This is a genomic window from Chengkuizengella sediminis (assembly GCF_010078385.1).
GTDB lineage: Bacteria > Bacillota > Bacilli > Paenibacillales > KCTC-33759 > Chengkuizengella > Chengkuizengella sediminis.
This window is the reverse complement of the sequence record NZ_SIJC01000001.1, coordinates 761,647-783,949: the sequence shown is the minus strand read 5'-3', so window position 1 is coordinate 783,949 and position 22,303 is coordinate 761,647. Positions and strand designations below refer to the sequence as shown.

The window sequence follows — 22,303 nt, the reverse complement described above, 5'->3', positions numbered from 1 at the left end:
TGATACCCCTATCAAATATTTAAAGGGTGTGAATCATCATGTCTAGAAAATTAACTAAACAATCAACTATTTTGTTAGTTATTTCAGGGATATTACTTTCAAGCTCTATATTTTTCCCTTGGTGGGGCATGAAATTTATAGCACCACAATATCCTGAAGGTTTGAACATCATTGTTTATCCATACAAAATGCAAGGAGAAATTGAGATTATTAACGGTTTGAATCATTACATTGGGATGAAACCGTTTAGTGAGGAAAGTTTTCCTGAGCTTAAGTATTTACCTTATATAATTGGGGGAATGTCCTTATTGATCTTTCTAACTGCCATCTTAAGGAGCAAAAAGCTATTATTAATTTTAATCCTATTGTTTACAGTAGGTGGCTTACTTGGTTTATACGATATTCATCGTTGGTTAGTAGATTTTGGGACTGATCTGGATCCTAGTGCACCGATTGAACTTGATCCATTTGTACCTCCTATTTTAGGAGAAAATCGTATCGCAAATTTTATTACACATAGTTATTTTTCCTACGGTTCTTTTCTGATTGGTATAACATTTGTTCTGATGGTGTTTTCGCTATGGAGGGTTAGAAAAAAATGAGAATGCTGTACATCTTTTTTATAGGTGTTCTTTTCATAATATTGATTCCTAATAATGTAGTATTTGCGGATATCACTTTACAAGAGATGATTGAACAAACACCAAATGGTAAGGTATTGCAATTAGAAAAAAAAACGTATGAGGGAAATATTGTCATTGATCGTTCCATTGCCATTCAAGGTGTAGAAGGAACAGTGATTAGAGGAAATGGAAAAGGTAATGTAGTTGCGATCAAGGCACCATTTGTTCAACTTGAAAACTTAACGGTTACAAATAGTGGAACTGATCGAAATTCTGAAGAAGAATTTGCCGCAATAAAAATTCATTCAAATCAAAACAAGATTCAACATATAACGATTACAGACTCGTTTCATGGGATTTACTTAAGTCAAGCACACAATAATCTAATTAGCGATGTCAATATTGTTGGTTTAAATAATGGTGAAATAGCTGGGCAAGGGAATGGTATTCAAGTCTATTATTCAAATGACAATCAATTAATAGATAATGAAATTAGTGGAACCAGGGATGGCATGTTTTTTGATTATTCTAATCGAAATGAAGTCATTCGGAATACAGTTTCTCATACGAGGTATGGGCTTCATTATATGTACTCAGACGATAATACATTTTTAGGTAATCATTTCAACTTTAATACCGGTGGAGCTGCAATTATGCATTCTCGACAAATAATGTTGGAAAATAACACATTTACCTTAAATCAAGGAACAAGATCTTTTGGATTATTATTACAATCTAGTGATCGTATTACGATTAGTGATAATACTTTTGCTCAAAATCAACGTGGACTTGCTATTGATCAATCAACTCAAAGTGTGATAGAAAACAATCACTTTTATCAAAATCAAGTTGGGGTGGAAGTTTGGGCAAGTTCTGATCATCTACAATTTACAAAGAATAAATTTAGAAATAATGTGGCCTCAGTATTAACACTAGGTGGTCAATCTGACCATGTTTGGAGCATAGGAAAACAAGGGAACGATTGGGGGAAGGTAATCCCTCTTTTAGATTTAAACAAAGATGGGGTCGGGGACACTTCTGTTCATTATAAATCTTCTTTATACCAATTAGTAGAATCTAATGAGTTGGCCTATTTATTTTTGAAATCCCCAGCTATTAAAATGTATGAAAAAATTAACTCAATTGTCAATAAAGAAGATGTTATGGTCATTGACGAATATCCATTGGTTCAACAAAATTCAGGAAGAGTACTTTTTTTTTCAATGTTATTGGGTTTACTAATCATCGGGTTTGGTAGCTTGTACTTTATAAGGAGTTGTAAGAGATGACCTACATTTGGAAAGAGTGGAAAGAACAATACCGAGGAAAGGGACTATGGTTATCACTATGTATGATAATTATTGTTTCTATTGTCATCTTCTTACAAACAAAAGGACAGGCAATAGAACAGGGATTTGAGATTTTCCTACTGTCCATTTATGACATGAATGTTTATATACTCCCTTTGTTATGTTTGTTTTTATCTTCTTTTGCTATCATGCAAGAAAAAGAATTAAAAACACTAATGATGTTAATAACAAAAAAAGAATCTTATCGAAGTTTTTTATTAAAAAAATCAATTGCTGTTCAATTTATAACAATATCGGTATTAATAGTATGGTATTTTTCACTTGCTATTCCAATGAAAATTTTCTTTGTTTTTCAAATTAGCCAATTCATTTATTTTTTATTAACCGTCATTTTCTTAATGGTTATTTTTAATCAAATTGGTTTATTTTTAGGCAGTATTTGTAATACGAGAATGCAGCTAGTTGGGGCGAATATTTTTACTTGGTTTTTATGTGTATTTTTGGTTGACTTAATATTTATATATATTTTACCAAGTGTATCCTATCAAAATGTAAAAATATTTTCATTCTTTTACTTTATTGATCCTCTTCACTCGATTCGATTTTTCTTTGAAACATCAATTGGGTTGATTTCTCTCAATCATATGTCAAAACTACTTGAAAAGTTTTTATGGCTTTCACCTTTTACTTTTCTAATTATGGACTTATTTATTTGGGTAGTTTTGATATTTGAATTGACAATTTGGTTGCGAAAAAAGGAGAGTCAAATATGATTAAAATAGAGAAGTTAACTCAATCTTATGGAGAAAAAGTGATTTTAGATAATGTAAATCTATTAATCGAAAAAAACGAGCTTTGTGCTCTTGTTGGCAGGAATGGTGCAGGTAAATCAACCTTCATCCACTCCATCCTTGGAGTCATTCCAGTTAAAAAAGGAACAATCGAGCTTAATCATATTTCAGTTAAGAAACAATCATGGAAAAGATATGTATCCTATTTACCTGAAAAATTCCAATTATATCCTCATTTAACTGGTAAAGAGAATATACTTTTTTTTGCCTCTTTGAAATCAGATAGTGTGAATGAAAAACATATTAATGAATGCCTAAAACTAGTTAATCTATTTGAAGAAAGAAATATGCAACTTAAATGGTATTCTAAAGGAATGCTTCAAAGATTGGGACTTGCACTAATGATTTATTTTGATACAGAAGTGCTTATTTTGGATGAACCGACCAGTGGTTTAGACCCAATCGGAAGAGCTGAAATATTATCGATCTTAAAATCCTTTTCAAATAAAACAATATTATTTTCTTCTCATCACATGGATGAAATTAAAGAAATTTGCACACATGTTGCCTATTTAGAACATGGTGAAATTCAAAAATATACGGTTGCAGATTTTATGAATCAAGTTGTTAATGGAGGGCTTTAAATGAAAAAACAATTTATTATCCTTGTATTTGGAACATTTATTTTATTGAGTGGATGCAGCAACAATGTAGAGTGGCAAATTGAAATAACAAAAGTACCTTTTTATAAAGAAAATGTCAGTGCACCCATTGAATTAAAAGTAATGGAGAATGAAAAACTGGTAAGTAATCTTGAAATTACTGTAGTATTTGAAATGGCAAAAATGGATCATGGTCAAGTTGAAGCAATACTTACGGAAAACGAAGATGGATTTTATGAAGGAACAATCCTGTTGCCGATGGAAGGTGAATGGGAAGGATTTCTGACAATTAAAAATGGTAATAAAACTGTAGAAGATGTTATTAAGTTCACTGTATCAAAAGAAGTAGCTATTGCTAAGATTAATGGGGAGGGTGTATATCAAGCTGATTTAGATTTTTATGAGTTTATTAATCTCCTTCACATTGAAATAAATAGGGAAGCTGATAAAGTTAAGTACTCTGGAGATGAACTAGATGAAGCGATAAACTATTGGAATTCACAGGTGAGATCGATTAAAAACAAAAACACACTCCTGACTCAGATTATCAGATTGAGATCTGTTGCCCTATTAGCTAAAGAAAAAGGCTATTCAGCAACGGAAGAAGAAGTAATTCATGAGGTAGAAAAGATTAAAGAAAAGTACAGAGAAAGTCCAATTGCTCTAGAGATGATTAAACAATATGGAGAAAAGAAATTTTGGGATAAGGAAAAAAGTCAATATAAGTTAATTGTATTAGCAAATAAAGTACAGCAGGATTTAATTGAAAAAGTGAGAGAAGAAAACCCAGATGCTGGGCAGGATGAGTTGAATATGTTAACACAAAGAAAATATGAAGAGTTATTAGTATCTCAGGTTAATACGCTCGACATAGAAATAATTAATTAGTATATTTTTATCAGATGTTAAAGATGACACAAATGATATAGAAATGTTTAAAGTTTGTGGGCATCGTGTTGCCATGATGAATGCAATTGATGAATTGAAAGAAATATCGGATGAGGTGACAGCATCAAATGATGATGATGGGGTGGGATTAGTAATTGAAAGAATAGTAGATTCGAAGAATAAAATTTGAAACTAATTCGTATAGATGATTGTGGAGGTACATAAAAAGAATATATTTTATACAAGATATCAACAAAAGAGGAGGAAATAAAAAAATGAATCAAATCAAAATTACCCAAGCAACAATTCATGAACTTGAAGAAGTGGCTCAACTCTTTGACCAGTACAGAATTTTCTATGAACAACCATCAGATATTGAAGGTGCTAGAAAATTTCTATATGAAAGATTTGAACATCAACAATCTATTATATTTATAGCGAAAGATGAGGTCAAAGAAGTTGCTGTTGGATTTACTCAGTTGTTTCCTATTTTTTCTTCCGTTTCAATGAAAAGAACTTGGTTATTAAATGATTTATATGTAAATGAAAAGTTTAGAGGAAGAGGAATTGCACAGGGTTTACTTGAGTCAGCAAAAACCTATGCTAAGCAGACAAATGCAAAAGGAGTAGAATTAGCTACAGCAAAAGATAACTTAACAGCTCAGAGAATTTATGAAGCATTAGGTTATGAAAAAGATGATTTTTTCCATTACTTTTTGTCCGTATAATATGAATAAGTCAAATGAATAACAACTTTTTAAATAAAGAAGAAATAGGAGGATTAAAAATGTCTGAAACAACAAGCCAGTATATATATGTGCTAAAATTAATTCCAAAATTACTTGATGAATCCCAATGGACAGATAAAGAAAAAGATATCGTAGGAAGACATTTTAAAGCTCTACAACAGTTACAAAGTGAAGGACAACTCATATTAGCTGGTCGAACACAAAATATGGATGAGACGACATTTGGGATTGTTATATTCAAAGCAGAAAGTGAGAATGAGGCCAACTTCATTATGGAAAATGATCCGGCTGTAAAAGAGGGGATAATGACTGCTAAATTACATCCATATCAAGTGGCTTTAATATCTGAGAGCAATGTATAGAGCTAGAGCAGTTCTTTGATTGAATTATATATAGAAAGTATCTAGGAAGTGATTGAATATCACATCAAAACTTTTTAGTGATAATGAATCAAAAAAAGTGCTTAGTTAATTAAGCTTTTTTTTTGATTCAACTATTTATAATTTTATGATTCTATTTAAGGGTAAATTATTTTTATTTTATTCCAAATGGACTTCCAATTTTTTTGAGTGATTCTTTTTCTGTAAATAGATAAAAGTTCCTTATTACTTAAGAAATGTGGAGTTGGTTTTACTTCTAGATTGATTACATCTTGAATTCCGCATGGGGCAGCTAAGATCAGATTGTTGTTTTTATCTAATTTTAATCCTAAAGCTGTAACTGTTTCAGGGAATTTTGAAATAGCATCAACTGAGGATGAGTAGGGAGAAAGGTCATTCATTACATGCATTCTTGCCTCATTTTTAACCTCCCAAGGGATTTTTGGCATGGTCTTTTTTAGTTTCTCTTCTAGTTTCTTTTCATGTTTTTCATCAATAAGTGAATGATCAAAATAAATCACATCAATATCTGACAAAACGGTTCTTTCACTAAAATGATGTAATGTATCCCATATCTTATTTCGGACAAATCCTGCACATATCCACCAATCTGGTAATTCTAGTGCTTTAGCAGCTAATAAGATATCCATCATCCAATGGTCTTCTTGTACTAGTTTTATAACGTCTCTTTCATTTTTTATAATCATGATCCAACTCCTTCTAAATTACAAACATGTATTCTATTTTATATAATCTTATTAAACAATGCTACTATTTTTCAAATAAATCTCAGCAATTGGTGATTTATTGAAAAAAAAGTTGTATAAATGAATCATTATACTGTATAATGATTTGAAATTTATATATAGAAACCTAGCCTTAACTAAAAAAACAGTACTAAGTATTTAGTTGAATTCTGCTAAGGATGTGTAAAAATGATAAAACCTAAAAGACTAAAACCAGGCTCAAGAATAGCGATTATATCTCCTTCAAATGGTTTGCCCTTCTTGTTTCCCGACAACTACGAATTAGGTTTGCAAATGTTACGGGAAGTATTAGAGTTTGAAATCGTTGAAATGCCGACAGCAAGAATGTCTCCTGCTGATTTATATCAAAATCCAAAAAAGCGTGCAGATGATATTAATCGATGTTTTGGAGATGACAGCATTGATGGAATGATTACATCCATAGGTGGTTATGAATCCGTTAGAATTTTACCCTATCTTAATATAAAGTCCATACTTAATAATCCTAAAATGATTATGGGAACTTCAGACCCAACAACTTTCCTTACCTATTTTAACCATTTAGGATTAGTTACTTTTTATGGTCCAACGGTTATGGCTGGTTTTGCTCAGACGAAACATCTACCTGATGAATATATAAAACATTTAAAATCTATCTTTTTTGAAGATCAATATCCTTATCAATACCAACCATATCCAAGATGGACCAATGGATATAAAGATTGGAGTATAAAGGAAACTTTAGGGGAGTGTACACCATTTTTTGAAAATGAAAATGGATGGACCTTTTTACAAGGGGTTTCAATATCAGAAGGACATTTGTGGGGTGGCTGCATTGAAGTCTTAGAATTTTTGAAATCCACCAAATATTGGCCTGACTCTCAATTTTGGCAAGGAAAAGTACTTTTTTTTGAAACTTCTGAAGAAAAACCATTACCACATCAAGTTGGATATATGCTTCGCAATTATGGAACACAAGGTATTTTTGAACAAATTAATGGTGTTATTTTTGGGAGAGCTAAAGACTATTCCCCACAAGAGAAAGAAGAGTTAAATGAAACGATTCTTCGTATTATCAAAGACGAGTTTGGGGTTAAGGACATTCCGATTGTAGTAGATATGGACTTTGGCCATACAGACCCTAGACTTATTTTGCCATTAGGATGTAAAGTTCAGCTGAATCCTGTAAATAAGGACATCATATTAATGGAAAGCCCTTTTGAAGGAAGTTAAAAAAAATTATTTGTTATAGAAAAATAAGAGCTAGTCCTATTTTAAATCAATAATCAGGAATAAAAAGAATAATGGTGTGGGAATCGTTTAGAATTTGTTCAAACTGTTCCTCTTACTACTAATCCTGGTTCGATTTGAATAGGACTCAAACTCTTGTCATTCATAATATCCATTAACATCTGTGCAGCTAGCTTCCCTATTTTTTCATGATCTTGTAAAACAGTAGTTAGAGGAGGGGTAAGGTGTTTTCCTGCATCAACATCATCACAGCCAATAATCGCTATATCTTCAGGTATGTTGATATTGTATTCTTTTAGTGCATTCATAGCACCAATCGCAAAAATATCATGCCATGCAAAAATGGCTTTGGGTAGTTGGTCACATTGAAGCATATGTTTCATCGCTTCATATCCACTGTGTGAATCAAAGTTTTCCCCATGAGCAAACCATTCTTCACGTATATTTAAACCAAAACTAGATAATGCTTTTTTGAACCCTTCTTCTCTTAACTTAGCAACCTGCCATTTTTTATTTATTCCAATATATCCGATATCTTTATATCCATGAAGATAGAAATGTTCTACCGCTTTTTTTGCGATTTGATCATTATCCGTCATGATGTAACTTGATTTAGCTCCACTTAATTCAGCATCTATCCCTACGCATGGTATATCACTTGAATCTAGTTCGATAATAGCATTTCCCATTCCTTTTTCTGCTAAAATTAAACATCCATCTACTTGGTATTCCCGGGAGGATAATAAATAGTTTTTTGTTTTTTCATCAGATTGAAGTTGATTAGAGAAAAAAACAAAATCAAATCCTTCTTTATATACAACTTCTTTAAAAGCATCGATGACTTTTGAAAAATAAGGATGGTTGAAGGGGATATCTTTTCCTAAAATAACCCCTATACATTTTGTGTTGGAAGTATTCTGATTTCGATAGTGTACCTTATATCCAAGCTCAGACATGATTGCATTTACTTTTTGTTTTGTTTCTTGAGATACGCCTGCATAATGATGAATAACTTTAGAAACAGTTGAGATAGATACGCCTGCTCTTTCAGCGATTTCTTTAATCTTAATTTTCATAATATTCACCCTATTTTTCTTTTTATTTTACCACAAAAAAATTTCTGAAGTTATGTATTAAAATATATAAAATTTTCGATAAATGATGTATAATATAGATATATAATCCTTTAATATTCATTCATAATACCTTCTATTTATCCTACCTCACATCATAAAATCTAAATATATATTACTTCATCTATATTGTTAAAATCAAAAATAAATAGAAAATTTTCCGAAAAATCATCCATTTTCGTTGTTTTTATTACTATAAACAAGAATTGTAAAATTTGATAGCGTTTCATTCTAATGCTCTCAAACCAAAGAAGGTGGATATTTTATGAGTTATGAGAAGAAAATATTTTTTTATTTATGGTTTTTGCTCTTATTTTACCCTTATTACCTTCACAAATGTTGCAAGTGAAAGTGAATGCAAATGATCTAGGGAAATTTGAACATTAAATTGTTGTTAGGAAATCATAGCTAATTTGCATTTGTGAATAATATGATTATGATTTTGAAATGATGGGGGGATACTCTTGTCATTTCTTTTTTTTGATATAATTAGATCTACATAAATGATAAGACGATCATTCTAAAAGCAATGAGGGTAAAATAGATGAGTAACTTAATAGATTATTGGTTTGTATTAATATTAGTAGCTGCTTTTTCACATGCAATATGGAATTTGTTACTTAAAAGCAGTGAACAAAAAGAAATATTTTTGTGGTCATTAAGGGTATGGTCATTCATCATCTTCTTACCTATCAGCATTTATTTTTGGCCAGAACAGCCTGTATCCATTATAGATTGGATAGTGTGGGGTTTAGGAAGTGCGATTTTACATAGTATTTATGCTCTTATTCTATCCAAAGCTTATGAAAAAAATGATTTTACTTTAGTCTATCCCATAGCACGTGGGACAGGACCTTTAATTGTTGTTATAGTAGGCATATTTATATTAAAAGAAGAAGTAGGGTTAATTACTTTACTAGGTGTTAGCATCATTATGTTTGGCATTTATGTACTATATTCTGGATTCAACTTAAAATTAGGTTTACAAACTTTAAAGATGATTCTACAAAGTCCTTGGCCTCTATTTGTTGGCGTAGCTATTGCTAGTTATACTATTTTCGATAAGATGGCTGTTGCTTTTGTACCTCCAATTATATTGAATTTAATTGATAACTTAGGACAAATAGTTATACTTGGGAATAAGGTAAGGCTTAGAGGACGAAAGGCAATATTTGAGCAATGGAAAAAACACTGGATCAAAATGGCAGTAGCTGGTGGTTTAGCTGGTTTAGCTTATATATTAGTTTTAATTGTCATGACAGAAGTTCCAGTTAGTTATGTTTCACCATTAAGAGAAACGAGTATCGTAATAGGTTCAATATTAGGATTTTTGTTTTTAAAAGAAAATTTTGGTGTTAATAAATTATTAGGTTCAATCATTATTTTTGCTGGAGTTGTAATAATTGTATGGTAAAATAATGGAGTGGTTAATCTACAGATTATTGCTATAAGTGTTAAATGATTTTGTTGTTAAAAGTATGTATCTGTTAAAAAAACTACTTCATGAATGAGTTTTTTGATTAAAAAAAAGACGCATATATTGCGTCTTTTTTTTGTGTTTTAAGTCATTAATGTGAATGTATAGTTGGAACTAGTTGCGGATGAATTTTTTTTATTTCAATTCATCATTACTTAAATAATTTATGATTATTAACAAAATACTTAAATTATTATTGAAATTAATAAAAGTATATAAAACTTTAAACTATTTTATTATAATGAACTAATAATATAAGGAGTTGGAATCATGGATGCAATCGATAAACAAATCATTCAACTATTAAAACATCACGGCAGGATGACAAATTCAGAAATAAGCAAACAAACTCATTTATCTATACCCGCAATTTCAGAACGCATTAAAAAACTTGAAAGCAAAGGGATTATAGATCGTTTTACAGTGAAGTTAAATCGAGAGAGTGTGGGTCAAACTTTACTAGCATTTGTTTCTGTCATTATAGATACAACAGAAAATATAAATTCTTTTAGAGAGACGATAGTGAAATCAGATCATGTCTTAGAATGTCATCATTTAGCGGGTGAATATGATTATTTGTTAAAAGTAGCAGTTGAAGGTACAAAAGGACTCGAGGATTTTATATCAAACACATTAAAAGAAATAAATGGTGTTCTGAAAACAAGTACGACCATTGCTTTATCAACTTTAAAAGAAGAAATGTAGTTTTAAGGTATTAGGAGTTTTTCTAATTTTCACATAAATAAGTGAGGTAGTTCTCTATGGAAAACGAGTTATTGTTTTTTCTAAAAGGGTTAATCATAGGTTTTACAATCGCGGCCCCTGTAGGTCCAATTGGAATACTCTGTATTCATCGTACGTTATATCAAGGTAGAGTTTATGGTTTTTTAACGGGTTTAGGTGCTGCTACTGCAGATATGATGTATGGTTTTATCGCTGGTTTTGGACTTACTTTTATTTCAAACTTTTTAATGGACCAGAAGATCATATTGCAAATTGCTGGTGGAGGTTTTCTAGTTTATATAGGATTGAAAATATTTAGTTCCAAACCACAGGACAGTGCTTCAAGTTCCAACAAAAAAGGGTTGTTATCCTCTTATCTCATAACATTCTTTCTTACAATCACTAATCCCATTACAATACTCTCATTTATTGGCATATTTGCAGGATTAGGCGTAGGTAGTATGGAAAATCCAAACTACTTTCTATCTTTTTTGTTAGTCATTGGTGTATTTCTTGGATCAGCTTGTTGGTGGATCATTCTTACAGGATTAGCAGGTATTTTTAGGGAACGTATAAATCCTACATTTTTAAAGTGGATAAATAGATTATCAGGTATATTTATTTTGTGTTTTGGTTTATTAGTCATTTTTAGCTTCATGTGATGTATTTTCTTTAATAATATAGTTTAATTTTTTTGAATATAATAATGTAATTCTTCAGTACATATTATTTTGACAAATCTCTTAAAAAATGTTATTTTTTAATTGTCTAAAATTAAATTGTACACAATTTATTATGAAGAGTAATACTTTACTTATGAAAGGTGATTATCCAATGCAAAATGAAGAAATTCAGTTAGCCTCAAGACCTGTAGGTCTACCAGATGAAAAAACATTTCGATTTATTACAACAGAGATGCCAACACCTAGTGAAGATGAAATTTTAGTAAAAACACTATATCTTTCAGTTGACCCATATATGCGTGGGCGTATGAGAGAGGGTAAATCTTATATCGCACCTTTTGCTATTGATCAGGTCATCTCTGGTGGCGTTGTTGGGGAGGTAGTAGAATCTAAATCTCCTAATTTCCAAAAAGGCGATATTGTAACGGGGATGTTAAATTGGGCTCGTTTTCAAACTGTTAAAGAAACATCCGTACAAAAAGTGAATCCATCTTTAGCACCAATTTCAACAAATCTTGGTGTATTAGGTATGCCAGGGGCAACAGCATATTTCGGATTAATGGATATTGGTCAGCCAAAAGAAGGTGAAACGGTTGTTGTATCTGGTGCAGCAGGTGCTGTAGGTATGATTGTTGGACAAATTGCAAAAATCCAAGGGGCTCGTGTGGTTGGTATCGCAGGTTCTCAAGAAAAAAACGATTATTTAGTTAATGAACTAAATTTCGATGCTGCCATTAATTATAAAGACCCTGATTTTAAAACGAAGTTAGCAGAAGCCTGTTCTAACGGAGTAGATGTGTATTTTGAAAATGTTGGTGGAGATATTTCTGACGAAGTGTTTAAACATTTAAATGTAAATGCTCGTATTCCTGTTTGTGGAGCGATCTCATCTTATAATAATAAAGAAATAGATTTAGGTCCACGAATTCAGACGCTTCTAATCCAAAATCGTGCATTAATGAAAGGTTTTCTAGTTTCTGATTATTCAAACCGTTTTCCGGAAGGCATTAAACAATTAGCTGGGTGGATTATGGAAGGAAAGTTAAAATATGAGGAGACGATCATTGAAGGATTTGAAAAAACACCTGAGGCTTTTGAAGGTTTGTTCAAAGGGACTAATTTAGGTAAATTATTAGTTAAGGTAGCTGATCCGAGCCTATCGTAAGATTGTTTTTATAAACTTTTAGGGAAAATAATGGCCATTTTAATAACACCATTATTTTCCCTATTTTATTTTTTTCTTACTTTTTAATTAATACAAGTTGTAGTGTAATCAATACATCATTTTCCGTATCTAACAAAACAGTATGTGGATTTTTCATTCCAAAATCATCAAATGTGACTGAAGTATCTGCTTTTAATTTCAATATCTCATTTTCTGGTAAAACCTCCGTTTCAAAAGTTACAGATTTAGTAATATCTTTAATGGTAAGATCACCGGTTAATAAAATTGAATTTGTTTGTCCAGACTGCCATTCAGTAGACCAATTTTCGATGGAGTGTAATTGAAAGGTAGCCTCAGGAAATTGTTCAGCTTTTAAAAATCTATCTCCCTTTACATGAGAGTCACGTTGACCATTCCCAGAATCAATAGAGTTGATGCCTACAATTGCATTGGCTTCTGTTAAATTAAGCTCAGCTTGATTGATCTCCCAACGTCCACTTACCTCACTAAATCGGATATTAACTTCTTCCTTTGATGTTTTAATACTTAAATATACAGATGAGTCTTCTGAGATCTCCCAGTCCCCATTTAAATCAAAAGGTTCTAAAGAAAGGTCTTCGTTAGATTGAACAGTAGATTGATCTTCAGCAACTTGATCTTCAGCAACTTGATCATCTGACGCATTCTCTTTAAACACATCATCGATTTCAATATGGTTTCCAGTATAGTAATCAAATATATAGTATCCTCCGATGAGAATTAGTAAAATAGGGACGAAAAATATTAGTTTTCTTTTATTCATTTTGAATATCTCCTCCATTAACACAATATTCTTACATTTTCAAATGTTCTATAAATCATTTCTGTAAGCATAAGTTATTAAATTTTTGAATAATTCAGTTGTAACTATAAACCCTTTAAATATTATTTATAAAACATACAATACTTTTGTGTCAGAATGATGTCCAGATTCATTTTTTGAATCCATTGATTTATTTTGATAAAATGGAGCTAAATATTGCAAATCAAGTCTTGACTTTTCTATTAAACAAACGAAACTTCATCGTATTTTTTACGTTTAATAAAACATAAGGAGATGAACCATATATGAAGCAAACAACGAAATCAATAAAAAAAGAAATCGTAAATTGGATAATCACATTTTTAGTCGCATTTGGTGTAGCCTTTTTTATTCAAAGTGAAGTATTAGCGGTTACTGAAGTGAAACAATCTTCCATGGAAAATACTTTATTTGAAAATGAAAGATTAATCATTGATAAGATTTCAGACACATTCGATGATTTTGATCGAGGAGACATTGTCATTTTTACAGAAGAGGTACAAACAAGTGGGTTTTGGAGCAGTAATATTGGAATTCAATTGAATGATTATGTGGATAAAGTAACGGATGGTGAACCAAGAAAAAGACTAGTGAAAAGAATTATTGCCATTCCAGGTGACACGATTGATATCAAAGATGGTCAAGTATACATTAATGGAGACTTAATAGATGAGTCTTATATAAAAAGCGATAAAACATTTACGAGAAATGTTGAACTACCTATTGAAGTTCCTGAAGGGGAAGTTTTTGTAATGGGTGATAATAGGACGGTTAGTAGAGATAGTAGAGATTTTGGGCTTGTAGATATAACCAACATTGAAGGGAAAGCTATTTTCAAAATGTGGCCGATAAATGAAATAGGTTTGATAGATTAACTGTTGAAAAAGGAGTTTGAGTTAGATATGGCAACTTTTGAAGATTTTAAGAAATTAGATATATGTGTTGGTGAAGTGATAAAAGCGGAGGTTTTTGAAGAGGCTCGTAAACCAGCATACAAATTATGGATAGATTTTGGGGAAGAAATAGGAGTGAAAAAATCAAGTGCTCAAATAACAGAATGTTATCAGGTTGATGAATTAGTTGGAAAACAAGTTATGGGTGTGGTGAATTTCCCTTCCATGCAGATTGCATCTTTTATGTCGGAAGCTTTAGTACTGGGAACTTATTCGGAACAAGGGGTTGTACTGATACAACCAGAGCAAAAAGTGAAGAATGGAGATAAATTAGGTTAACACGAAATTCCAGAAAGCTGCTTTTCCTTGAGGGAGCAGCTTTTTTAATGACTTAGCAAAAGGGGGGAGTAATGTAATGATTTTTAAATCTAATGAATTAATAGTTCGAGAATTAGAGCAAAAAGATGGGAATCTACTTGTGAAATGGTTATCTGATCCATTAGTTTTAAAATATTATGAAGGCAGAGATAATCCTCACGATATTCACATGGTAAAAAAACATTTTTATCATTATGAGCAGAACGTTACAAGATGTATTGTTGAATTTGAACATGTAGAAATTGGATATATTCAATTTTATTTATTGGATGAAAAAGAAAAGAAAGAGTATGGATACTTTGATGACAGCAGACTGATTTATGGAATGGATCAGTTTATAGGAGAAACATCATATTGGGATAGGGGGATAGGAAAATCTTTAGTAACTTCAATGATTCATTTTTTAATTAATAAAAAAAATGCTGATGTTATAGTGATGGATCCTCAAACATGGAATGTTAGAGCGATATCTTGTTATGAAAAATGCGGTTTTAAAAAAGAGAAATTGTTACCTGCTCATGAATGGCATGAAGGTAAAAAAAGAGATTGTTGGTTAATGGTTTTTACGAAATCCGAGATTAATTAACCTAGTTTATATGATATTGTTTGAAAATATATTTAATCTAAATAATATATTGAATCATTTTACTATAAAAGAGGGGTCAGTAGCTCATGGCACAACTATTACTGTTTATTTTGATAGGCATTCTTGTTGGAATCTGTTTAATATGGATGCAGATCGTTGGTTTTATTCTTATGTTTGCTATTATCTTTGGCATGTTATTAAAAATAATTGTTCAATTATCAAGAATTCCAGAACCTTTAGATCCACTAACTACAAAACCACAACGTAGAATCTCAAGATTATCTGAAGCAGAATATAAAAAATATTTCAAAGATAAGGAATAGACAGCAAATCCACTTTACTTATAAAAGGAGTTGTATAATTTGATTTTAGAAGCAGTTATGTTAAACGTTATTTCTGATCAAACGGAACAATTTGAAATGTCTTTTAAAGAAGCATCTAATATTATATCAAAAATGAAAGGATACATTTCTCATGACCTTCACTGTTGTATAGAAGTAGATAATAAATATTTATTACTTGTAAAATGGCAGACACTTGAAGATCATACTGTTGGGTTTAGAGAGTCTGAAGAATATTTAGAGTGGAAAAAAATCCTCCATCATTATTACGATCCGTTTCCAGTTGTTGAGCACTTTGAAAAAATAAATTTAAAGTAAAAACATTAAAATAAAGTCTTCATCATATTTTTTTTAAGTATAAGATTAATGGTGTTAGCACCTTCAGGGACATTAATATTTATCGTTTTAACAAAATTTATTCCAATCAAAGTGATTTCTGGCGGTAAATTCTTTATATATAGATTTTCCAGTTTCCATCTTCTTTATCCATCTACATAATATGTTCTTCAAAAAAATATCCGACAAAAATAGTGTCAAACTGTTTCTAAATGAGTCACATGTGATTCATTGAGATTCCCAAATTTTATTGTAATTTCCAATATTTAAAGCTCTGGATGATTAAAAAAGTTGTTTAAAAGGGTATCTGCATTTAAAAAAAACAATTAAAATTATTTATATAGGTATAAAATGTTTCAATTTTGGGAAACTGACTATTTACACGAAATGACCAAATCGGTATAATAGTATAGAAAGGTATACAACATATGTACTACATCCATAAATTTTTTTAAAATTAAAGCACAAAAACAGGAGGGGAGAGTATTGAATCTTTTAGTATGTCTTAAACAAACCTTTGATACTGAAGAGAAAGTACACATCGAAAACGGGAAGGTTAGTGAAGACGGGGCAAAGTTCGTCATTAACCCTTATGATGAATATGCTTTAGAAGAAGCGATTCGTTTAAAAGAACAATTTGGCGGTGAAGTGACTGCAGTTACAATTGGAACTTCTCAGGCTGAAACTGCATTGAGAACAGCTCTTGCGATGGGGGCTGATCATGTTGTTTTAATTAACGATGAGCGTTTAATGGGAGACGAATTCACAACTTCAAAGGTATTAGCTGCGTTTATGAAAGATAAAGATTATGACTTAATCTTAAGCGGTTACATGTCTGTAGACAATGGCGGAAGTCAAAGTGGAATACGTCTAGCAGAAGAATTAAATATCGCTCATGTGAATGCAATCACCAAATTAGAGGTACAAGGTAATCAGGTAGTAGTGGAACGAGATGTAGAAGGAGACGTTGAAATCATTGAAGCTGGGCTCCCGATATTAATCACAGCTCAACAAGGATTAAATGAGCCTCGATATCCTTCACTGCCAGGTATTATGAAAGCGAAAAGGAAACCGATTCAAGAGCTTAAAGCTGAGGATTTATCGATTGATCTAGATCAGATTCAAGCAAAAACCAAAATCATAGATCAGTTACTTCCACCAAAAAGGCAAGAAGGAAGAATATTACAAGGTGAAATGGATGAACAAGTGAATGAACTCGTAAGCTTATTACAAGGTGAGGTGAACATCAATGGGTAGAGAAGTAATCGTATTTGCAGAGATTAAAAATGGAAGTTTACGTAATGTTTCTTTTGAAGTCTTAAATGCAGCAAAACGTATACATGATGGTGGGAAAATTACTGCAGTGATTTTCGGTGAACAACCAGATTCATTTGCTGAACTACTTACTTCACACGGAGCAGATGAAATTTTAGTTGTAAACAATGAGGAACTAGCAAATTACACTACAGATGCTTACACTCAAGCTTTCATTTCAATTATAGATGAAAAAAATCCAGATGTAATTTTGATGCCTCATACTGCATCTTGTAAAGACTTTGCACCTCGTTTAGCATCCCATTTAAGCTGTGGACTTATTACTGATTGTACAGACGTAAATATTGAAAACGGAAACATTGTGTTTACTCGTCCAATTTATGCAGGTAAAGCATTTCAAAAGAGGGAAGTCATCGATGGAAAGATTTTTGCTACGATAAGACCAAACAATATTCCGAGTGGTACAGAGGACAGCAGTCGTACAGTGAACAAAGGAACTATGAATGTCAACATTGAAAACATTCGTACGGTTGTAAAAGAAGTTGTTCAAAAAGCAACGGAAGGTGTAGATTTGTCTGAGGCAAAAATCATTGTATCTGGAGGTAGAGGAGTAAAAAGTACTGAAGGATTTGAGCCAATTAAAGAATTAGCAGATGTTCTTGGAGCAGCTGTTGGAGCTTCAAGAGGTGCATGTGATGCTGAATATTGCGATTATTCTTTACAGATTGGACAGACGGGTAAAGTTGTTACACCAGATTTGTATATTGCCTGTGGGATCTCAGGAGCAATTCAACATTTAGCAGGAATGTCAAATTCAAAGATCATCGTTGCTATTAATAAGGACCCTGAAGCGCCAATATTTGATATTGCTGATTTTGGAATTGTTGGGGATTTATTTGAAGTAGTTCCGATGTTAACAGAGCACTTTAAAAAGGTGATAAACAAACAAGCTTCATAACAATATGATGAGGTGGTTTTTTGATGTCTAAGGATCCATGGACAAAAAATTATCCAGAAGGAATTGAACCACATCTTGAATATCCTTCACAATTAGTATCAGATTTTTTGAAAAATTCAACTGAGCAGTTTCCCAATCATAATGCAATTTATTACTTTGGAACAAAAATCACCTATAGTGAACTGATCAAACAAGCTTATAAATTCGCGAACCTATTGAAAGAAAAAGGTGTTAAACCCGGAGATCGTGTAGCAATAATGCTTCCCAATATACCTCAGTATATTTATTGTTATTATGGCGTGTTATTTATGGGAGGCATTGTTGTTCAAACGAATCCTTTGTATGTAGAAAGAGAACTGGAACATCATCTAAAGGATTCGGGAGCAAAAACTATCGTTGCACTTGATTTAGTATACTCCCGAGTGAAAGCGGTTAAAGAAAAGGTCAACTTGGATAATGTATTTATCACTGGTATACAAGATCATCTTCCATTGATAAAAAAGTTATTATATCCTTTAGTGCAAAAGTTTAATAAAGGACCTTACACACGTTTAAATTTAGAAAAAGAGCAAGTTTTATCGTTAAAGAAAGAATTACAACAAGCTTCAGACAACCCAGTTGATAGTCCAAGTAAACCTGATGAAGTAGCAGTCTTACAATACACTGGTGGTACTACGGGTGTATCTAAGGGAGTGATGCTGACCCACATAAACCTTGTGTCAAACACGATTCAATGTCAAACATGGGTCAAAGTAAAAAAAGGTAGAGGTAGTGTATTGGCGGTTGTTCCTTTATTTCACGTTTATGGTATGACAACTTGTATGAACTTTAGTGTTGCATCAGGGGCAGTGGTGAATTTAATTCCTAAATTTGAGGTAGATTCATTATTAAAATTAATAGAATCACAGAAACCGACTATTTTCCCAGGTGCGCCAACATTATATCAAGGCATTATTAACCACCCTAAAGTCCATCAAACGGATCTTTCTTCTATTGAATGTTGTATTAGTGGTTCAGCTCCATTACCAGTTTCAACTCAACAAAAATTTGAAGAGTTGACTAAGGGCAAGTTGGTAGAAGGATATGGACTATCTGAAGCTTCGCCTGTTGTTATTGCGAATCCAGTTTGGGGACATCGAATCGAAGGAAGTATTGGTATTCCTTGGCCTAACACTGACAGTAAGGTCGTTAATGAACTAGGTGAGGAAGTCCCTCCTCATGAAATTGGTGAAATCATTGTAAAAGGACCGCAAGTCATGAAGGGATACTGGAATCAACCAGAGGAAACAGCAGCAGTATTAAGGGACGGTTGGTTGTATACAGGGGATATGGGTTATATGGATAACAAAGGATACTTTTATATTGTGGATCGTAAAAAAGATATGATTATCGCAAGCGGTTACAATGTATATCCTAGAGAGATTGAAGAGGTTTTATATAATCATCCAGCAGTGAAGGAAGCTATTGTTCTCGGTGTGCCCGACAAATATCGTGGTGAAACCGTAAAAGCATATATTGTCCGAAAAAAAGATTCAAATGTAACGGATGAAGCGTTGAATCAGTATTGTCGCTCTAATTTAGCTTCATATAAAGTACCGAGAATATATGAATTTCGTGATGAGCTTCCTAAATCAATGGTTGGAAAAATATTACGTAGAGTATTGGCAGAAGAACATGCTGCCACACTCGAAGAATAAAACCAGGAGGTAAAGTATGGAAAAACAAATTAGAAAAGCAGCCGTGTTAGGGTCTGGTGTGATGGGTGCATCCATTGCTGCTCATTTAGCAAATGTAGGTATTGAAACTTTCCTTTTAGACAGAGTGATAGAAGGGGAAAAAGACCCAAATGTACTAGCACAGACTGCGAAAAAAAATCTTTTAAAAGCAAAACCGAGTCCAATATATTCCAAACAATCTTTAGAACTTATTAAAGTAGGTAATTTTGAAGATGATCTTCACCGTGTTTCTGAGGTCGATTGGGTCATTGAGGTTGTTATAGAAAATCTAGATATTAAAAAACAACTGCTTAACAAAGTAGAACAACATTGGAAACCGGGCACGATTGTAAGTTCTAATACTTCAGGAATTTCTATTCAACAAATATCTGAAGATTTATCAGATTCATTGAAAAAGAACTTTTTAGGTACTCATTTCTTTAATCCTCCAAGATATATGAAGTTACTAGAATTGATACCAACAGAGGCAACAGATCCAAACATTGTACAAATGATGGCAAAGTTTTGTGAAAGAAAGTTAGGTAAAGGAATTGTTATAGCTAAAGATACGCCTAATTTTATTGCAAACAGAATTGGGACATATGGATTAATGGTCGTTTTACATGAAATGAAGAAGTTTGGATTGTCCGTTGCTGATGTGGATCAGTTAACTGGACCACTTACAGGTAGACCTAAAAGTGCTACTTTTAGAACATTGGATTTAGTTGGTTTGGACACATTTGTATTTGTTGCAAACAACGTATATGAAAATGTAGGAGATGGACCTGAGAAAGAAATTTTTAAAGTTCCTGAGCTTCTTACTGAAATGGTGAAAAATGGTCAGTTAGGTGAAAAAACAAAAAAAGGTTTCTATCAGAAAAAACGAACTGAAGCAGGAAAAGAAATTTTACAATTTGATATTCAAAGTAAAAGTTATGCTCCTAAAACAAAAACGAAATTTGCTTCTGTTGAAAACGCAAAAAATGCAAAAGGTTTAAAAGGAAAATTAAAAGCCTTGATCTCTTCCGATGATGCAGCAGGAAAATTTGTTTGGGAAATTATGAAAAAAAGCTGGTTGTATTCTGCTAGTAAAGTGCCAGAGATTGCTGATGATATTTCAGCTATTGATGATGCAATGAGATGGGGATTTAATTGGGAACTTGGTCCTTTTGAAGCATGGGATGCTGTAGGTTTAGAATCTACTGTTGCTCGAATGAAAGAAGAGGGAGAAGAGATCCCAGCATGGATTGAAAAAATGCTTTCCGATGGTAAAACATCATTTTACCAGAAGGAAGAAGATAAAACTTTTTACGTAAAAATAGATGGTGGTTTAAACGAAAAAGAGATACCAAAAGAATTCATCAACTTAGAGTTAATAAAAGAGAAAAATGGTGTTATTAAAAAGAATACAGGTGCAAGTTTAATTGATATTGGGGATGATATTGCTTGTTTGCAATTCCATTCACCAAACAGTACCGTAGGCCCTGATGTATTACAAATGTTCCTACATTCTTTTGAGGAAGTAAGAAAAAATTATCGTGGTCTTGTGATTGGACATCAAGAAAAACACTTTTGTGTTGGTGCAAATTTAATGATGATGTTAATGGAAGCTCAGGATGAAAACTGGTTCGAAATTGATCAGATGATTACTACTTATCATCAAGTTGCGATGAATATGAAATATTTTGAAAAGCCAATCGTATCTGCTCCATTTAACATGTGTTTAGGCGGAGGGGTAGAGCTTGTTATTCCTGCTCCACATGTGCAAGCATCAGCTGAAACATATATGGGATTAGTAGAAGTAGGTGTTGGTTTAATTCCAGCAGGTGGCGGTACGAAGGAAATGTTATATCGTAATACGGTACCTATGGATATAAACAAAACGATTGATTTACAGCCGTTTGTTAACCGAGTATTTGAGAACATTGGTCAGGCAAAGGTATCAACTAGTGCAGCAGAAGCTAGGGATCTTGGATATCTAAGTGATACGGATCGAATTACAGTTAATTCAGATTATTTACTTCATGATGCAAAACAAGCCGTATTAGGAATGTCCATTGCAGGGTATGAAGCACCTCAAGCGAAAAAAATCCGAGTTGTAGGAGAACCTGGTCTTGCTACATTAAAATTGGGCTTATATCACATGAAGTCTTCAGGTTATATCAGTGACCACGATGAATTAATCGGGACTAGACTTGCTAACATTTTAACAGGTGGTAATATCCCAGCAAATACATTAGTTGATGAGCAATACATTTTAGATTTGGAAAAAGAAGCATTTTTGAGTCTTTTAGGTGAACCGAAAAGCCAAGCTAGAATGCAACATATGTTATTAAAAAGAAGACCTTTGAGAAATTAAAGTGATTTTTATAAAAGTCTTACTTTGAGAGGAGTAATAA

General features: G+C 32.3%; 25 protein-coding genes. 22 read left to right on the top strand and 3 right to left on the bottom strand.

Going from position 1 to position 22,303, the window contains the following annotated elements; translation table 11 throughout:
* The first annotated feature begins 38 nt into the window (after positions 1-38).
* The 8 genes from EPK97_RS03865 (at position 39) to EPK97_RS03830 (ending at position 5,385) form a co-directional block, all read left to right on the top strand.
* On the top strand, positions 39-602 hold the full coding sequence (locus EPK97_RS03865) for a hypothetical protein (protein ID WP_170295438.1): 564 nt from the start codon (positions 39-41) through the stop codon (positions 600-602).
* Positions 599-1,912 (top strand): nitrous oxide reductase family maturation protein NosD, encoded by a 1,314-nt coding sequence (gene nosD, locus EPK97_RS03860; protein ID WP_162035263.1) that lies wholly within the window; start codon positions 599-601, stop codon positions 1,910-1,912. Before EPK97_RS03865 ends, nosD begins: the two co-directional genes overlap by 4 nt.
* Positions 1,909-2,706: a YhgE/Pip domain-containing protein gene (locus tag EPK97_RS03855; protein WP_162035262.1), complete on the top strand. Its 798-nt coding sequence runs from the start codon at positions 1,909-1,911 to the stop codon at positions 2,704-2,706. Before nosD ends, EPK97_RS03855 begins: the two co-directional genes overlap by 4 nt.
* Positions 2,703-3,368, top strand: coding sequence for an ABC transporter ATP-binding protein (locus tag EPK97_RS03850; RefSeq protein WP_162035261.1), 666 nt, complete (start codon positions 2,703-2,705; stop codon positions 3,366-3,368). Before EPK97_RS03855 ends, EPK97_RS03850 begins: the two co-directional genes overlap by 4 nt.
* Positions 3,369-4,274: a FixH family protein gene (locus EPK97_RS03845; protein ID WP_162035260.1), complete on the top strand. Its 906-nt coding sequence runs from the start codon at positions 3,369-3,371 to the stop codon at positions 4,272-4,274. It abuts the gene before it with no gap.
* Positions 4,270-4,464: an HAD family hydrolase gene (locus EPK97_RS03840; RefSeq protein ID WP_338075656.1), complete on the top strand. Its 195-nt coding sequence runs from the start codon at positions 4,270-4,272 to the stop codon at positions 4,462-4,464. Before EPK97_RS03845 ends, EPK97_RS03840 begins: the two co-directional genes overlap by 5 nt.
* A gap of 85 nt (positions 4,465-4,549) precedes the next feature.
* Complete coding sequence (locus EPK97_RS03835) at positions 4,550-5,002, top strand: GNAT family N-acetyltransferase (protein ID WP_170295437.1); 453 nt, start codon at positions 4,550-4,552, stop codon at positions 5,000-5,002.
* A 59-nt stretch (positions 5,003-5,061) separates the two neighbouring features.
* Complete coding sequence (locus EPK97_RS03830) at positions 5,062-5,385, top strand: YciI family protein (protein WP_162035258.1); 324 nt, start codon at positions 5,062-5,064, stop codon at positions 5,383-5,385.
* 155 nt (positions 5,386-5,540) lie between these two features.
* Here EPK97_RS03830 and EPK97_RS03825 read toward each other — a convergent pair whose 3' ends face one another.
* Positions 5,541-6,110, bottom strand: coding sequence for a nucleotidyltransferase family protein (locus tag EPK97_RS03825; protein WP_162035257.1), 570 nt, complete (start codon positions 6,108-6,110; stop codon positions 5,541-5,543).
* Positions 6,111-6,338: 228 nt separating this feature from the next.
* Between EPK97_RS03825 and EPK97_RS03820 the strand changes: the two genes are divergently transcribed.
* On the top strand, positions 6,339-7,382 hold the full coding sequence (locus EPK97_RS03820; protein WP_162035256.1) for a S66 peptidase family protein: 1,044 nt from the start codon (positions 6,339-6,341) through the stop codon (positions 7,380-7,382).
* Between the two features lie 98 nt (positions 7,383-7,480).
* Here EPK97_RS03820 and EPK97_RS03815 read toward each other — a convergent pair whose 3' ends face one another.
* Positions 7,481-8,476, bottom strand: a complete 996-nt coding sequence (locus tag EPK97_RS03815; RefSeq protein WP_162035255.1) for a LacI family DNA-binding transcriptional regulator — start codon at positions 8,474-8,476, stop codon at positions 7,481-7,483.
* A 601-nt stretch (positions 8,477-9,077) separates the two neighbouring features.
* On the opposite strand from EPK97_RS03815, the gene EPK97_RS03810 reads away from it, so the two are divergent.
* From EPK97_RS03810 to EPK97_RS03795, 4 genes are all read left to right on the top strand, one after another.
* A complete protein-coding gene (locus EPK97_RS03810; protein WP_162035254.1) occupies positions 9,078-9,947 on the top strand; it encodes a DMT family transporter in 870 nt (289 codons plus the stop codon).
* A 333-nt stretch (positions 9,948-10,280) separates the two neighbouring features.
* Positions 10,281-10,715, top strand: coding sequence for an Lrp/AsnC family transcriptional regulator (locus EPK97_RS03805; RefSeq protein WP_162035253.1), 435 nt, complete (start codon positions 10,281-10,283; stop codon positions 10,713-10,715).
* A 56-nt stretch (positions 10,716-10,771) separates the two neighbouring features.
* Positions 10,772-11,395 (top strand): LysE family translocator, encoded by a 624-nt coding sequence (locus EPK97_RS03800; protein ID WP_162035252.1) that lies wholly within the window; start codon positions 10,772-10,774, stop codon positions 11,393-11,395.
* Positions 11,396-11,567: 172 nt separating this feature from the next.
* Positions 11,568-12,581, top strand: a complete 1,014-nt coding sequence (locus EPK97_RS03795) for an NADP-dependent oxidoreductase (protein ID WP_162035251.1) — start codon at positions 11,568-11,570, stop codon at positions 12,579-12,581.
* A gap of 76 nt (positions 12,582-12,657) precedes the next feature.
* Here the strand turns inward: EPK97_RS03795 and EPK97_RS03790 are convergent, their stop codons facing one another.
* Positions 12,658-13,383, bottom strand: a complete 726-nt coding sequence (locus EPK97_RS03790; RefSeq protein ID WP_162035250.1) for a YceI family protein — start codon at positions 13,381-13,383, stop codon at positions 12,658-12,660.
* A 305-nt stretch (positions 13,384-13,688) separates the two neighbouring features.
* On the opposite strand from EPK97_RS03790, the gene lepB reads away from it, so the two are divergent.
* The 9 genes from lepB to EPK97_RS03745 all read left to right on the top strand — a co-directional run bounded on the left by lepB (position 13,689) and on the right by EPK97_RS03745 (position 22,263).
* Entirely contained in the window at positions 13,689-14,297 is a 609-nt protein-coding gene (gene lepB, locus EPK97_RS03785) for a signal peptidase I (protein WP_162035249.1), read from the top strand.
* A gap of 27 nt (positions 14,298-14,324) precedes the next feature.
* On the top strand, positions 14,325-14,654 hold the full coding sequence (locus EPK97_RS03780; protein ID WP_162035248.1) for a tRNA-binding protein: 330 nt from the start codon (positions 14,325-14,327) through the stop codon (positions 14,652-14,654).
* Between the two features lie 76 nt (positions 14,655-14,730).
* On the top strand, positions 14,731-15,279 hold the full coding sequence (locus tag EPK97_RS03775) for a GNAT family N-acetyltransferase (RefSeq protein WP_162035247.1): 549 nt from the start codon (positions 14,731-14,733) through the stop codon (positions 15,277-15,279).
* 86 nt (positions 15,280-15,365) lie between these two features.
* Entirely contained in the window at positions 15,366-15,602 is a 237-nt protein-coding gene (locus tag EPK97_RS03770) for a hypothetical protein (RefSeq protein WP_162035246.1), read from the top strand.
* 39 nt (positions 15,603-15,641) lie between these two features.
* Positions 15,642-15,938, top strand: coding sequence for an antibiotic biosynthesis monooxygenase family protein (locus tag EPK97_RS03765; protein WP_162035245.1), 297 nt, complete (start codon positions 15,642-15,644; stop codon positions 15,936-15,938).
* A 504-nt stretch (positions 15,939-16,442) separates the two neighbouring features.
* On the top strand, positions 16,443-17,213 hold the full coding sequence (locus tag EPK97_RS03760; RefSeq protein ID WP_162035244.1) for an electron transfer flavoprotein subunit beta/FixA family protein: 771 nt from the start codon (positions 16,443-16,445) through the stop codon (positions 17,211-17,213).
* The gene (locus tag EPK97_RS03755; protein WP_162035243.1) at positions 17,206-18,189 is read left to right on the top strand and encodes an electron transfer flavoprotein subunit alpha/FixB family protein; all 984 of its coding nucleotides are present in this window, start codon (positions 17,206-17,208) and stop codon (positions 18,187-18,189) included. Before EPK97_RS03760 ends, EPK97_RS03755 begins: the two co-directional genes overlap by 8 nt.
* Before the next feature lie 23 nt (positions 18,190-18,212).
* Positions 18,213-19,886 (top strand): long-chain-fatty-acid--CoA ligase, encoded by a 1,674-nt coding sequence (locus EPK97_RS03750; RefSeq protein ID WP_162035242.1) that lies wholly within the window; start codon positions 18,213-18,215, stop codon positions 19,884-19,886.
* Positions 19,887-19,902: 16 nt separating this feature from the next.
* The gene (locus EPK97_RS03745; RefSeq protein ID WP_162035241.1) at positions 19,903-22,263 is read left to right on the top strand and encodes a 3-hydroxyacyl-CoA dehydrogenase/enoyl-CoA hydratase family protein; all 2,361 of its coding nucleotides are present in this window, start codon (positions 19,903-19,905) and stop codon (positions 22,261-22,263) included.
* The last annotated feature ends 40 nt before the right edge of the window (positions 22,264-22,303 follow it).

What these genes read in the sequence shown, in the direction of transcription:
- EPK97_RS03855 (WP_162035262.1), top strand. Translation starts at nt 1,909, where the DNA reads ATGACCTACATTTGGAAAGAGTGGAAAGAACAATACCGAGGAAAGGGA.
- EPK97_RS03825 (WP_162035257.1), bottom strand. Translation starts at nt 6,110, where the DNA reads ATGATTATAAAAAATGAAAGAGACGTTATAAAACTAGTACAAGAAGAC.
- EPK97_RS03810 (WP_162035254.1), top strand. Translation starts at nt 9,078, where the DNA reads ATGAGTAACTTAATAGATTATTGGTTTGTATTAATATTAGTAGCTGCT.
- EPK97_RS03805 (WP_162035253.1), top strand. Translation starts at nt 10,281, where the DNA reads ATGGATGCAATCGATAAACAAATCATTCAACTATTAAAACATCACGGC.
- EPK97_RS03865 (WP_170295438.1), top strand. Translation starts at nt 39, where the DNA reads ATGTCTAGAAAATTAACTAAACAATCAACTATTTTGTTAGTTATTTCA.
- EPK97_RS03815 (WP_162035255.1), bottom strand. Translation starts at nt 8,476, where the DNA reads ATGAAAATTAAGATTAAAGAAATCGCTGAAAGAGCAGGCGTATCTATC.
- EPK97_RS03750 (WP_162035242.1), top strand. Translation starts at nt 18,213, where the DNA reads ATGTCTAAGGATCCATGGACAAAAAATTATCCAGAAGGAATTGAACCA.
- EPK97_RS03850 (WP_162035261.1), top strand. Translation starts at nt 2,703, where the DNA reads ATGATTAAAATAGAGAAGTTAACTCAATCTTATGGAGAAAAAGTGATT.
- EPK97_RS03775 (WP_162035247.1), top strand. Translation starts at nt 14,731, where the DNA reads ATGATTTTTAAATCTAATGAATTAATAGTTCGAGAATTAGAGCAAAAA.
- EPK97_RS03820 (WP_162035256.1), top strand. Translation starts at nt 6,339, where the DNA reads ATGATAAAACCTAAAAGACTAAAACCAGGCTCAAGAATAGCGATTATA.
- EPK97_RS03780 (WP_162035248.1), top strand. Translation starts at nt 14,325, where the DNA reads ATGGCAACTTTTGAAGATTTTAAGAAATTAGATATATGTGTTGGTGAA.
- EPK97_RS03745 (WP_162035241.1), top strand. Translation starts at nt 19,903, where the DNA reads ATGGAAAAACAAATTAGAAAAGCAGCCGTGTTAGGGTCTGGTGTGATG.
- EPK97_RS03790 (WP_162035250.1), bottom strand. Translation starts at nt 13,383, where the DNA reads ATGAATAAAAGAAAACTAATATTTTTCGTCCCTATTTTACTAATTCTC.
- EPK97_RS03835 (WP_170295437.1), top strand. Translation starts at nt 4,550, where the DNA reads ATGAATCAAATCAAAATTACCCAAGCAACAATTCATGAACTTGAAGAA.
- EPK97_RS03755 (WP_162035243.1), top strand. Translation starts at nt 17,206, where the DNA reads ATGGGTAGAGAAGTAATCGTATTTGCAGAGATTAAAAATGGAAGTTTA.
- nosD (WP_162035263.1), top strand. Translation starts at nt 599, where the DNA reads ATGAGAATGCTGTACATCTTTTTTATAGGTGTTCTTTTCATAATATTG.
- EPK97_RS03795 (WP_162035251.1), top strand. Translation starts at nt 11,568, where the DNA reads ATGCAAAATGAAGAAATTCAGTTAGCCTCAAGACCTGTAGGTCTACCA.
- EPK97_RS03830 (WP_162035258.1), top strand. Translation starts at nt 5,062, where the DNA reads ATGTCTGAAACAACAAGCCAGTATATATATGTGCTAAAATTAATTCCA.
- EPK97_RS03770 (WP_162035246.1), top strand. Translation starts at nt 15,366, where the DNA reads ATGGCACAACTATTACTGTTTATTTTGATAGGCATTCTTGTTGGAATC.
- EPK97_RS03845 (WP_162035260.1), top strand. Translation starts at nt 3,369, where the DNA reads ATGAAAAAACAATTTATTATCCTTGTATTTGGAACATTTATTTTATTG.
- lepB (WP_162035249.1), top strand. Translation starts at nt 13,689, where the DNA reads ATGAAGCAAACAACGAAATCAATAAAAAAAGAAATCGTAAATTGGATA.
- EPK97_RS03800 (WP_162035252.1), top strand. Translation starts at nt 10,772, where the DNA reads ATGGAAAACGAGTTATTGTTTTTTCTAAAAGGGTTAATCATAGGTTTT.